Annotated in this window: 7 protein-coding genes and 2 pseudogenes; 8 read left to right on the forward strand and 1 reads right to left on the reverse strand. The window is 51.5% G+C overall.

The window, feature by feature from the left end; genetic code table 11:
- From nusG to rpoC, 7 genes are all read left to right on the forward strand, one after another.
- On the forward strand, positions 1-546 hold the full coding sequence (gene nusG / locus SYMBAF_RS16220; protein ID WP_006709804.1) for a transcription termination/antitermination protein NusG: 546 nt from the start codon (positions 1-3) through the stop codon (positions 544-546).
- A 162-nt stretch (positions 547-708) separates the two neighbouring features.
- Positions 709-1,137 carry a 50S ribosomal protein L11 gene (gene rplK, locus SYMBAF_RS16225; RefSeq protein WP_040264639.1) on the forward strand — a complete coding sequence of 143 codons (429 nt, stop codon included), beginning with the start codon at positions 709-711 and terminating at the stop codon, positions 1,135-1,137.
- 3 nt (positions 1,138-1,140) lie between these two features.
- Positions 1,141-1,845 (forward strand): 50S ribosomal protein L1, encoded by a 705-nt coding sequence (gene rplA, locus SYMBAF_RS16230; protein ID WP_040264640.1) that lies wholly within the window; start codon positions 1,141-1,143, stop codon positions 1,843-1,845.
- Between the two features lie 327 nt (positions 1,846-2,172).
- Complete coding sequence (gene rplJ, locus SYMBAF_RS16235; RefSeq protein WP_006709801.1) at positions 2,173-2,670, forward strand: 50S ribosomal protein L10; 498 nt, start codon at positions 2,173-2,175, stop codon at positions 2,668-2,670.
- 65 nt (positions 2,671-2,735) lie between these two features.
- Positions 2,736-3,101, forward strand: coding sequence for a 50S ribosomal protein L7/L12 (rplL, locus tag SYMBAF_RS16240; RefSeq protein WP_006709800.1), 366 nt, complete (start codon positions 2,736-2,738; stop codon positions 3,099-3,101).
- Positions 3,102-3,432: 331 nt separating this feature from the next.
- Positions 3,433-7,461, forward strand: coding sequence for a DNA-directed RNA polymerase subunit beta (gene rpoB / locus SYMBAF_RS16245; protein ID WP_040264641.1), 4,029 nt, complete (start codon positions 3,433-3,435; stop codon positions 7,459-7,461).
- Positions 7,462-7,579: 118 nt separating this feature from the next.
- Positions 7,580-11,806: a DNA-directed RNA polymerase subunit beta' gene (rpoC, locus tag SYMBAF_RS16250; RefSeq protein WP_040264642.1), complete on the forward strand. Its 4,227-nt coding sequence runs from the start codon at positions 7,580-7,582 to the stop codon at positions 11,804-11,806.
- Positions 11,807-11,878: 72 nt separating this feature from the next.
- Here the strand turns inward: rpoC and SYMBAF_RS17985 are convergent.
- Positions 11,879-12,130, reverse strand: a pseudogene (locus tag SYMBAF_RS17985) (IS4 family transposase); the annotation flags it as partial.
- Positions 12,131-12,207: 77 nt separating this feature from the next.
- Here SYMBAF_RS17985 and SYMBAF_RS16255 point away from each other — a divergent pair.
- Positions 12,208-13,403 (forward strand): annotated as a pseudogene (locus tag SYMBAF_RS16255) (IS256 family transposase).
- Positions 13,404-13,461 lie beyond the last annotated feature (58 nt).

A 13,461-nucleotide genomic window follows, 5' to 3' on the forward strand; every position in this document is an offset into this window, starting at 1 on the left:
ATGTCTGAAGCTCCAAAAAAACGCTGGTACGTCGTTCAGGCGTTTTCCGGTTTTGAAGGTCGCGTAGCGCAATCGCTGCGTGAACATATCAAACTGTACGATATGGAAGAGCTGTTCGGCGAAGTGATGGTGCCTACGGAAGAAGTGGTTGAAATCCGTGGTGGTCAACGTCGTAAGAGCGAGCGCAAGTTCTTCCCTGGCTATGTATTGGTGCAGATGGTGATGAATGACGCCAGTTGGCACTTGGTGCGTAGCGTTCCACGCGTCATGGGCTTTATCGGCGGTACTTCAGACCGTCCGGCACCGATCAGCGATAAAGAAGTGGATGCGATCATGAATCGCCTGCAACAGGTGGGTGATAAGCCGCGTCCGAAAACACTGTTTGAACCAGGTGAACTGGTTCGCGTTAACGATGGCCCGTTTGCTGACTTTAACGGTGTGGTCGAAGAAGTGGATTACGAGAAGAGCCGCCTGAAAGTTTCTGTTTCTATCTTTGGCCGTGCGACACCGGTGGAACTGGACTTTAGCCAGGTTGAAAAAGGTTGAGAGTTGATCAATAGCTGGCGGCGTTTTCCCACTTGTCAGGGGCACGAAATTCAACTACAATTTCGCGCCTCTTGTTTTTAGATGCCTTGCTTGATGGTCTTGAGCGAGGTGAACACGGGGAGCCTCTTAAGAGGCGATACTACCCAAATCGAGGAAGTTTAAATGGCCAAGAAAGTACAAGCCTACGTTAAGCTGCAAGTCGCAGCCGGTATGGCTAACCCAAGCCCGCCAGTCGGCCCTGCTCTGGGTCAGCAAGGTGTTAACATCATGGAGTTCTGTAAGGCGTTCAATGCTAAGACTGACAGCATTGAAAAAGGTCTGCCGATCCCGGTTGTTATTACCGTTTATTCTGATCGCTCCTTCACTTTTGTGACTAAAACCCCGCCAGCAGCAGTTTTGCTGAAAAAAGCGGCTGGTATCAAGTCTGGTTCCGGCAAGCCGAACAAAGACAAAGTCGGTAAAGTGACGCGTACTCAGGTACGTGAAATCGCAGAAACCAAAGCTGCGGATATGACTGGTTCAGACGTTGAAGCGATGATTCGCTCCATCGAAGGTACTGCTCATTCCATGGGTTTGGTAGTGGAGGATTAAGAGATGGCTAAGCTGACCAAGCGCATGCGTGTGATCCGTGACAAAGTTGATGCGACTAAACAGTATGACATCACTGAAGCCGTTGCTCTGCTGAAAGAGCTGGCCACCGCTAAATTTGTAGAAAGCGTTGATGTATCCGTTAATCTGGGTATCGACGCGCGTAAATCTGATCAAAACGTCCGTGGCGCTACCGTTTTGCCACACGGCACTGGTCGTAGCGTTCGCGTTGCAGTATTTACTCAAGGCCCTAACGCCGAAGCAGCTAAAGCCGCTGGCGCAGAGCTGGTAGGTATGGACGATCTGGCAGACTCGATCAAGAAAGGCGAAATGAACTTCGACGTTGTTATTGCTTCTCCGGATGCAATGCGCGTTGTTGGTCAATTGGGCCAGATCCTGGGGCCACGTGGCCTGATGCCAAACCCGAAAGTAGGTACTGTGACTCCGAACGTTGCTGAAGCGGTGAAAAACGCTAAAGCAGGGCAGGTTCGTTACCGTAACGATAAAAATGGCATCATCCATACCACTATCGGTAAGGTTGATTTCGAGTCAGACAAGCTAAAAGAAAACCTGGAGGCCCTGCTGGTTGCGCTGAAAAAAGCAAAACCATCTCAGGCTAAAGGTACGTACATCAAGAAAGTTAGCCTTTCCACCACCATGGGTGCTGGCGTTGCTATCGATCAAAGCGGCTTGACTGCTGTAGCGAACTGATCGCCTCGCGATTATCGCTTTGACTTGGGGTTGGGTTTTGTCTAGAATCCTATGCCCCAAGGTTTCGCTATTAGCCTTTCCATAGTGAAGCAAAAATAATTTTCGGTTGGAGCCTGGCCTATCCAGGCCTCCGTCCAAGACCGCAGGTGTATCGAAAGGTACTTAATCCTTCCTGCGTAGACGGTGACAGAGCCTAAAGAATTTTTTTATGGTCTTTACTGGATTCTGCTCACCGTATTAAAGCGCTCAACGCCTTATTTTTCACCGGGTGCTGAGTGAAGTGAGTTCCCGGGGATGTTCCCCGGCTAATCCAGGAGCAAAAAGCTAATGGCATTAAATCTTCAAGACAAACAAGCGATTGTTGCTGAAGTCAACGAAGTAGCCAAAGGCGCGCTGTCTGCGGTTGTTGCGGATTCTCGCGGCGTTACCGTTGATAAAATGACTGAACTGCGTAAAGCAGGTCGTGAAGCTGGCGTTTACATGCGTGTTGTTCGCAACACTCTGATGCGTCGCGTAGTTGAGGGCACTCCATTCGAATGCCTGAAAGACACGTTTGTCGGTCCTACCTTGATAGCATTCTCTAGTGAACACCCGGGCGCTGCTGCTCGTCTGTTCAAAGAGTTCGCAAAAGCGAATGCAGAATTCGAGGTTAAAGCTGCGGCCTTTGAAGGTGAGTTGATCCCTGCGGCACAAATTGACCGCTTGGCGACACTGCCTACTTACGATGAAGCGATCGCACGCCTGATGGCAACCATGAAAGAAGCCGCTGCTGGCAAACTGGTTCGCACTCTGGCTGCACTGCGCGATCAGAAAGAAGCGGCATAAGCCACTCTCTTTCTTAGCCTTTGCTAACGTATTTAAACTATTTCTGAATTTTAGGAACAATTGTTATGTCTATCACTAAAGACCAAATCTTGGAAGCCGTTGCCGCTATGTCCGTCATGGATGTTGTTGAGCTGGTTTCCGCTATGGAAGAAAAATTCGGTGTTTCTGCTGCTGCCGCCGTGGCTGTTGCTGCTGGTCCAGCCGAAGTTGCTGAAGAAAAAACTGAGTTCGACGTTGTACTTTCTGCTGTTGGCGGTAACAAAGTTGCTGTTATCAAAGCAGTACGTGGCGCAACTGGTCTGGGTCTGAAAGAAGCTAAAGACCTAGTAGAATCTGCTCCAGCAGTACTGAAAGAAGGCATCAGCAAAGACGATGCTGATGCTTTGAAAAAATCTCTGGAAGAAGCGGGTGCTTCTGTTGAAGTTAAATAAGTTTGACTTTTCAGAGTACAGTCTGGCTTAACAGACTGATGGCTGGTGACTTTTTGGTCACCAGCCTTTTTGCGCTGTTGGGCGTCGGTAGAGTTTCACATTGTTTGGCTACTGGCTAACCCTAATATCTTTTTCTATCGACGACTTAATATACTGCCCCTTTTGCTTCAGTTGAATCTGCCGCACGGCGCAATGAAATGATTTAAGCGTGATAGAAAAGAGGTATTGCGGAAAGTGTTCCCGCTTTCCGGTCGACAAAATGGTGTTGCATGAGCCGTTCCCTATTCGGGCGGACAAAGTGGTTCGACTTTCCAGCGAGCTGAGGAACCCTATGGTTTACTCCTATACCGAGAAAAAACGTATTCGTAAGGATTTTGGTAAGCGTCCACAAGTTCTGGACATACCTTATCTCCTTTCTATCCAGCTTGACTCGTTCCAGAAGTTTATCGAGCAAGATCCAGAGGGGCAGTACGGCCTAGAAGCCGCCTTCCGTTCTGTTTTCCCTATCCAAAGCTACAGTGGCAATTCGGAGCTGCAATACGTTAGCTACCGTCTTGGTGAGCCGGTGTTCGACGTCAAAGAGTGCCAGATCCGTGGTGTAACGTTCTCTGCACCGCTGCGCGTAAAACTGCGTCTGGTAATCTATGAGCGTGAAGCCCCGGAAGGTACGGTTAAAGACATCAAGGAACAAGAAGTCTATATGGGCGAAATACCGCTCATGACCGAAAACGGTACCTTTGTGATCAACGGTACTGAGCGGGTTATCGTCTCTCAGTTGCACCGCAGTCCTGGTGTATTCTTTGACAGCGATAAGGGGAAAACTCACTCATCGGGTAAAGTGCTGTATAACGCACGCATCATCCCTTACCGTGGTTCATGGTTGGATTTTGAGTTTGATCCGAAAGACAACCTGTTCGTGCGTATTGACCGTCGCCGCAAGCTGCCAGCGACCATCATCCTACGGGCATTGAACTACACCACTGAACAGATCCTTGACCTGTTCTTTGACAAAATCACTTTCGAGATCCGTGGTAACAAGCTGCAAATGGAGCTAGTTCCAGAGCGCCTGCGTGGTGAAACCGCTTCCTTCGATATCGAAGCTAACGGCAAAATCTACGTAGAGAAAGGCCGTCGCATCACCGCTCGTCATATCCGTCAGCTCGAAAAAGATGAAATTTACAGTATTGAAGTACCGGTTGAGTACATCGCGGGCAAAGTGGTCGCGCAGGACTATATTGATACCAATACCGGTGAACTGATCTGTACCGCCAACATGGAGTTGTCACTGGATCTGCTGGCCAAACTGAGCCAGGCGGGACACAAATGTATCGAAACGCTGTTCACCAACGATCTGGATCACGGTGCCTATATCTCTGAGACTCTACGCGTCGATCCGAGCAGCGATCGCTTGAGCGCGCTGGTAGAAATTTACCGCATGATGCGCCCTGGTGAGCCGCCAACGCGCGAAGCTGCCGAAAGCCTGTTCGAGAACCTGTTCTTCTCTGAAGACCGCTACGATCTGTCTGCGGTTGGCCGTATGAAGTTCAACCGTTCTCTGCTGCGTGACGAGATCGAAGGCTCGGGCATCTTGAGCAAAAACGACATCATTGAAGTGATGAAGAAGCTCATTGATATCCGTAACGGTAAAGGCGAAGTAGACGACATCGACCACTTGGGTAACCGTCGTATCCGTTCCGTTGGCGAAATGGCTGAGAATCAGTTCCGTGTCGGCCTGGTGCGTGTTGAGCGTGCGGTTAAAGAACGTCTGTCTCTGGGCGATCTGGACACCCTGATGCCTCAAGATATGATCAACGCCAAGCCGATTTCGGCGGCGGTGAAAGAGTTCTTCGGCTCTAGCCAACTGTCTCAATTTATGGATCAGAACAACCCGTTGTCCGAGATCACGCATAAGCGTCGTATTTCCGCACTGGGTCCAGGTGGTCTGACTCGCGAACGTGCGGGCTTTGAAGTTCGAGACGTCCACCCGACTCACTATGGCCGCGTATGCCCAATCGAGACGCCGGAAGGGCCGAACATCGGTCTGATTAACTCCTTGTCCGTGTACGCACAGACTAACGAGTATGGCTTCCTGGAAACCCCGTACCGCCGCGTGCGTGACGGTATGGTGACCGATGAAATCAACTATCTGTCTGCTATTGAAGAAGGCAACTTTGTTATCGCTCAGGCGAACTCCAACTTGGATGATGATGGCCGCTTCGTGGAAGATCTGGTGACCTGTCGCAGCAAAGGCGAATCAAGCCTGTTCAGCCGTGACCAGGTTGACTATATGGACGTATCCACCCAGCAGGTTGTCTCCGTTGGTGCTTCACTGATCCCATTCCTGGAACACGATGATGCCAACCGTGCATTGATGGGTGCGAACATGCAACGTCAGGCGGTACCAACCCTGCGTGCGGACAAGCCGCTGGTCGGTACCGGTATGGAACGTGCTGTAGCGGTTGATTCCGGCGTTACCGCCGTAGCTAAACGCGGCGGAGTGATCCAGTACGTGGATGCTTCCCGTATCGTTATCAAAGTTAACGAAGACGAGATGTATCCAGGCGAAGCAGGTATCGATATTTATAACCTGACTAAGTACACGCGTTCCAACCAGAACACCTGCATCAACCAGATGCCTTGTGTGAATCTGGGGGAGCCAATTGAGCGTGGCGACGTGCTGGCGGATGGCCCATCTACAGATCTGGGTGAACTGGCGCTGGGTCAAAACATGCGTGTCGCTTTCATGCCGTGGAATGGCTACAACTTTGAAGATTCCATCTTGGTCTCCGAACGCGTGGTGCAGGAAGATCGCTTCACCACTATCCACATTCAGGAACTGGCATGCGTATCTCGTGATACCAAGCTGGGGCCTGAAGAGATCACTGCCGACATCCCTAACGTGGGTGAAGCCGCACTCTCCAAACTGGATGAATCCGGGATTGTTTATATCGGTGCTGAAGTGACCGGTGGCGACATTCTGGTTGGTAAGGTAACGCCGAAGGGTGAAACTCAACTGACACCGGAAGAGAAGCTGCTGCGTGCGATCTTCGGGGAGAAAGCCTCCGACGTTAAAGACTCTTCACTGCGTGTCCCCAACGGCGTCTCTGGTACGATTATCGATGTGCAAGTCTTCACCCGCGATGGCGTGGAAAAAGACAAACGTGCGTTGGAAATTGAAGAGATGCAGCTCAAACAGGTGAAGAAAGATCTGACTGAAGAATTACAGATCTTGGAAGCAGGCCTGTTTGCACGTATCCACGCGGTGCTGGTTGCTGGCGGTGTTGAAGCTGAGAAATTGAGTAAGCTGCCACGCGATCGCTGGCTGGAACTGGGCTTGACCGAGGAAGAGAAGCAAAACCAACTGGAACAGTTGGCGGAGCAATATGACGAACTGAAATCCGATTTCGAGAAGAAGCTGGAAGCCAAGCGTCGCAAGATCACTCAGGGCGATGATTTGGCACCCGGCGTGCTGAAAATCGTTAAGGTCTATTTGGCGGTTAAACGTCAGATCCAACCGGGTGACAAGATGGCAGGTCGCCACGGTAACAAAGGTGTTATTTCCAAGATCAACCCGATCGAAGATATGCCTTACGATGAAAACGGCACGCCGGTAGACATCGTACTGAATCCACTGGGCGTACCATCACGTATGAACATTGGCCAAATCCTGGAAACTCACCTGGGTATGGCTGCAAAAGGCATTGGTGAGAAGATCAACCAAATGCTCAAGCAGCAACAGGAAGTGGCCAGACTGCGTGAGTTCATCCAGAAGGCCTACGATCTGGGTGATGACGTTTGCCAGAAAGTTGACCTGAACACTTTCACTGACGATGAAGTATTGCGTCTGGCAGAGAACCTGAAAAATGGAATGCCGATCGCAACGCCAGTGTTCGATGGTGCGAAAGAGACGGAAATCAAACAACTGCTGGAAATGGGCGGCATCCCAACCTCTGGTCAGATTACGCTGTACGATGGCCGTACTGGGGAGCAGTTCGAACGCCAGGTTACTGTCGGTTACATGTACATGTTGAAACTGAACCACTTGGTTGACGATAAAATGCATGCCCGTTCAACCGGTTCTTACAGCTTGGTGACGCAGCAGCCGCTGGGTGGCAAGGCGCAGTTTGGTGGTCAACGCTTCGGTGAGATGGAAGTGTGGGCACTGGAAGCCTACGGCGCAGCTTACACCTTACAAGAAATGCTCACCGTTAAGTCGGATGACGTTAATGGCCGTACCAAGATGTACAAAAACATCGTGGATGGCGATCACCGTATGGAACCAGGCATGCCGGAGTCCTTCAATGTACTGTTGAAGGAAATTCGCTCGCTCGGTATCAATATCGAACTGGAAGACGAGTAATCGTTTTTCCAGCTCAGGCTCCCGGCCTTAGGGGGCCTGAGGGTGGTTGTTCAGGTCACACGGGTATCTACTGCGGTTGTGGATACCCAACAGGTTTAACTCCGACAGGAGCCAATCCGTGAAAGACTTATTGAAGTTTTTAAAAGCGCAAACCAAGACCGAAGAGTTTGATGCGATCAAGATTGCTCTGGCCTCGCCAGACATGATCCGTTCATGGTCGTTCGGTGAAGTTAAGAAGCCGGAAACCATTAACTACCGTACGTTCAAACCTGAGCGTGACGGCCTTTTCTGCGCCCGTATCTTTGGGCCGGTAAAAGACTACGAGTGCCTGTGCGGTAAGTACAAGCGCTTAAAACACCGCGGTGTAATCTGTGAGAAGTGTGGCGTTGAAGTGACCCAAACCAAAGTGCGCCGTGAGCGCATGGGCCACATTGAGCTAGCCTCGCCGACTGCGCACATCTGGTTCCTGAAATCGTTGCCTTCGCGCATCGGTTTGCTGCTGGATATGCCGCTGCGTGATATCGAACGCGTGCTGTACTTCGAATCCTACGTGGTGGTTGAAGGCGGCATGACCAACCTTGAGCGCCGTCAGATCTTGACTGAAGAGCAATATCTGGATGCGCTGGAAGAGTTCGGCGACGAATTTGACGCCAGAATGGGTGCCGAGGCTATTCAGGCCCTGTTGAAAAACATGGATCTGGAAGTCGAGTGCGAGCAACTGCGTGAAGAGTTAAACGAAACCAACTCCGAAACCAAGCGCAAAAAGCTGACCAAGCGTATCAAGTTGCTGGAAGCGTTCGTGCAGTCTGGCAACAAACCGGAGTGGATGATCCTGACTGTGCTGCCGGTACTGCCGCCAGACTTGCGGCCACTGGTTCCGCTGGATGGCGGTCGTTTCGCGACATCAGATCTTAACGATCTGTACCGCCGCGTGATCAACCGTAACAACCGTCTGAAACGCCTGCTGGATCTGGCTGCGCCTGACATCATTGTGCGCAACGAAAAGCGTATGCTGCAAGAAGCGGTAGATGCCCTGCTGGATAACGGCCGTCGTGGTCGTGCGATCACCGGTTCTAACAAACGTCCTCTGAAATCTTTGGCCGATATGATCAAAGGTAAGCAGGGTCGTTTCCGTCAGAACCTGTTGGGTAAACGTGTTGACTACTCTGGCCGTTCTGTCATCACCGTCGGCCCCTACCTGCGTCTGCATCAGTGCGGCCTGCCGAAGAAAATGGCGCTGGAGCTGTTCAAACCGTTCATCTACGGCAAGCTGGAACTGCGTGGCCTAGCCACCACCATCAAAGCCGCCAAGAAAATGGTTGAGCGTGAAGAAGCTGTAGTTTGGGATATCCTGGACGAAGTGATCCGCGAACACCCGGTATTGCTGAACCGTGCACCAACCCTGCACCGTCTGGGTATCCAGGCGTTTGAACCTGTTTTGATCGAAGGCAAAGCGATCCAACTGCATCCGCTGGTTTGTGCGGCATACAACGCCGACTTCGATGGTGACCAGATGGCTGTTCACGTACCGTTGACGCTAGAAGCCCAGCTGGAAGCGCGTGCGCTGATGATGTCTACCAACAACATCCTGTCACCCGCGAACGGCGAACCAATCATCGTTCCTTCACAAGACGTGGTATTGGGTCTGTACTACATGACCCGCGACTGTGTTAACGCCAAAGGCGAAGGCATGGTGCTAAATGGTTCGAAAGAAGCTGAGCGTGTTTACCGCGCCGGTCTGGCGTCACTGCATGCGCGGGTTAAAGTGCGTATTACCGAAGACGTCAAAACCGCCGAAGGCGAATGGACGACACAGACCAACATCGTGGATACCACTATTGGCCGAGCTATCCTGTGGATGATTGTGCCAAAAGGTCTGCCATACTCGATCGTTAACCAGCCTCTGGGTAAGAAAGCGATTTCCAAGATGCTGAACACCTGTTACCGCATCCTGGGTCTGAAGCCGACCGTTATCTTTGCTGACCAGATCATGTACACCGGTTTTGCCTATGCGGCTCGTTCTGGTGCTTCAGTGGGTATCGATGACATGGTTATTCCGGCCAAGAAAGCGGAGATCATCGAAGAGGCGGAAACCGAAGTTGCCGAGATCCAGGAGCAGTTCCAGTCTGGTCTGGTTACTGCGGGTGAACGCTACAACAAAGTGATCGATATTTGGGCTGCGGCGAACGAGCGTGTTGCGAAAGCGATGATGGAAAACCTATCGGTCGAAGACGTGGTTAACCGTGATGGCGTGGTGGAACAGCAAGTTTCCTTCAACAGCATCTTTATGATGGCCGATTCCGGTGCGCGTGGCTCTGCTGCTCAGATCCGTCAGTTAGCTGGTATGCGTGGCCTGATGGCGAAACCGGACGGCTCGATCATTGAAACGCCAATCACCGCCAACTTCCGTGAAGGTCTGAATGTACTCCAGTACTTCATCTCGACGCACGGTGCGCGTAAAGGCTTGGCGGATACTGCACTGAAAACCGCTAACTCTGGTTATTTGACTCGTCGTCTGGTAGACGTTGCACAGGATCTGGTGGTCACTGAAGATGACTGCGGCACGCACAACGGCATCCTGATGACGCCGGTTATTGAAGGTGGCGATGTTAAAGAGCCACTGCGTGAACGCGTTCTGGGTCGTGTAACAGCGGAAGATATCATCAAGCCGGGTACGGCTGATATCTTGGTGCCACGCAATACCTTGCTGAATGAGAAGACTTGTGACCTGTTGGAAGAGAACTCTGTCGATAGCGTTAAAGTTCGTTCAGTAGTGAGCTGCGAAACTGACTTTGGTGTGTGTGCCAACTGCTATGGTCGTGACTTGGCGCGTGGTCATATCATCAACAAGGGCGAAGCCATCGGCGTTATCGCGGCACAATCCATCGGTGAGCCGGGTACCCAGTTGACGATGCGTACTTTCCACATCGGTGGTGCGGCATCGCGTGCGGCAGCAGAGTCCAGCATTCAGGTTAAGAATAGAGGTAGTCTGAAGCTGAACAATGTTAAGTTCGTTATGAATGCAGCAGGCAAGCTGGTGATTACTTCTCGTAATACCGAGTTGAAGCTGATCGACGAGTTTGGCCGTACCAAAGAAAGCTACAAAGTGCCTTACGGTGCCGTGATGGGCAAAGGTGACGGTGCAGAAGTTAACGGCGGCGAAACGGTGGCTAACTGGGATCCGCACACTATGCCAGTTATCAGTGAAGTGAGTGGTTTTATTCGTTTCGCTGACATGGTTGACGGCCAGACCATTACTCGCCAGACCGACGAACTGACCGGTTTGTCTTCCCTGGTGGTGCTGGATAGCGCAGAGCGTACCGGTAGCGGTAAAGATTTGCGTCCGGCGCTGAAAATCGTTGATGCCAAAGGCGACGACGTGTTGATCCCAGGTACTGATATGCCTGCTCAATACTTCCTGCCAGGCAAAGCGATTGTGCAACTAGAAGACGGCATTCAGATCGGTGCAGGTGATACCTTGGCGCGTATTCCTCAAGAATCGGGCGGTACTAAGGATATCACCGGTGGTCTGCCACGCGTTGCGGACTTGTTCGAAGCACGTCGTCCGAAAGAGCCGGCAATCCTGGCTGAAATCAGCGGGATTATCTCGTTCGGTAAAGAGACCAAAGGCAAACGTCGGCTGGTAATTTCTCCGCTGGACGGCAGCGACGCTTACGAAGAGATGATCCCGAAATGGCGTCAGCTCAACGTATTTGAAGGGGAAATTGTAGAGCGTGGTGATGTTGTTTCCGACGGCCCAGAGTCTCCGCACGACATTCTGCGTTTGCGTGGTGTGAATGCGGTTACCCGCTATATCACCAACGAAGTGCAGGAAGTTTACCGCCTACAAGGTGTTAAGATTAACGATAAGCATATCGAAGTTATCGTTCGTCAGATGCTGCGTAAAGGCACCATTGTCAGTGCGGGGGGGAGCGAATTCTTGGAAGGCGAGCAAGCTGAAGTTTCACGCGTTAAGATTGCCAACCGTCAGCTTGAAGCTGACGGTAAGATCCCGGCAACCTTCTCACGTGACTTGTTGGGTATCACCAAGGCTTCCCTGGCGACCGAATCCTTCATTTCTGCAGCATCGTTCCAGGAAACGACGCGCGTTCTGACCGAAGCGGCCGTTGCTGGCAAGCGTGATGAACTGCGTGGTCTGAAAGAGAACGTCATCGTGGGCCGTCTGATCCCAGCCGGTACGGGTTACGCTTATCATCAGGATCGTATGCGTCGTCGTGCGCAGGATGAAACGCCGATTGTTCCGCAGGTCAGCGCGGAAGAAGCAACAGCCAACCTGGCCGAACTACTCAATGCAGGCAATCTGGGCGGTGGCAACGACGAGTAACCGCTGCATGCATTGCACCGGCTGGACTGATAAGCCGCACCTTTAGGGCTGAGGATCTCCAGAAATCCCTCATCAATAGATCAGCACCCTACTTCGGTATGTTTTAGATAGATGGATGAGGATAGCTCTCAGCTCTATCCGCCTTACTAATAGCGGAGAGTGTCGTAAGACATTCTCCGCTAATGTCAGCGAGGAAATAACACGCCGATGTTTTGTGCTATTTGCCTGATATCGTAGATATAATCCTTTATTTTCAAGATGATATCCCATTAACCACAGCACTATTGTACTAAGCGTTGCCAACAGGTATAACACGGCAAGCCGTGGAAGAGCCTGTTTAGAAATTTGTGTATCTGCCTGATTTTGATATGTTCAATCCAACATCAAAAACAGGTTAGTTTATGGACGAAAAACAGTTGCAGGCTCTGGCTAACGAATTAGCCAAAAATCTCAAAACCCCTAAGGCTCTCAACCAGTTCGATCGGCTGCTGAAAAAATCAGCGTTGAGGCCGCTCTCAATGCCAAAATGACCCATCACCTCGGCTACAATAAAAATCAACCTAAGGTCGGTTCTAATGCCCGCAACGGCTATTCCGCGAACTGGCGATGGCCCGCTGGAACTGCGTACTCCACGCGATCGTGACAGTTCCTTTGAACCACAACGGGTGAAGAAAAACCAGACCCGGATCACCGGGATAGATAACCAGATTTTATCGTTGTACGCCAAAGGGATGACCACCCGCGAGTTCGCCGCCGCCTTCAAAGAGCTGTAGACGCCGATGTCTCGCCGACGCGGGTCTCAAAGGTCACCGATGCCGTCATGGAGCAGGTTGTCGAATGGCAAAACCGACCACTGGATGCAGTCTATCCTATTGTTTATCTTGACTGTATCGTCCTGAGAGTCCGGCAGGACAACTGCGTCATCAACAAATCCGTGTTCCTGGCGCTGGGTATCAATATTGAAGGTCAGAAAGAGTTGCTGGGTATGTGGCTGGCCGAAAATGAAGGCGCGAAGTTCTGGCTGAACGTGCTGACAGAGCTAAAAAACTGCGGGCGGAACGACATTCTCATCGCCTGCGTTGACGGCCTGAAAGGCTTCCCTGATGCCATCAACGCGGCGTATCCGCAGGCATGTATCCAACTGTGTATCGTCCATAGAGTGCGCAACAGTCTGTGGTTCGTCTCCTGGAAGGAGTACAAGGCCGTCACCCGTGACCTGAAAGCCATCTATCAGGCACCCACGGAAGAAGCGGGGTTGCAGGCGCTGGAAGCGTTCGGTGGAGCCTGGGACAGGCGGTATCCACAAATAAGCCGAAGCTGGCAGGCAAACTGGGCCAATCTGGCCACGTTCTTCGCCTACCCAACGGACATCCGCAAGGTACTCTACACAACCAACGCCATCGAGTCGCTGAACAGCGTGATCCTGCATGCCATCAAAAAACGTAAGGTGTTCCCGACGGATGACCCAGTGAAAAAGGTGGTGTGGCTGGCAATCCAGGCGGCCTCGCAAAAATGGACGATGCCGCTGAGGGACTGTCGCATGGCGATGAGCCGTTTTATTATCAAGTTTGGTGACCGCCTGGACGGTCACTTCTGAGAAAAGACATTTACACAGGATCCAGTACAAGCTCGTTGCCTGTCTTACTGTTAACAGT

Source organism: Serratia symbiotica (assembly GCF_000821185.2).
Lineage (GTDB): Bacteria > Pseudomonadota > Gammaproteobacteria > Enterobacterales > Enterobacteriaceae > Serratia > Serratia symbiotica.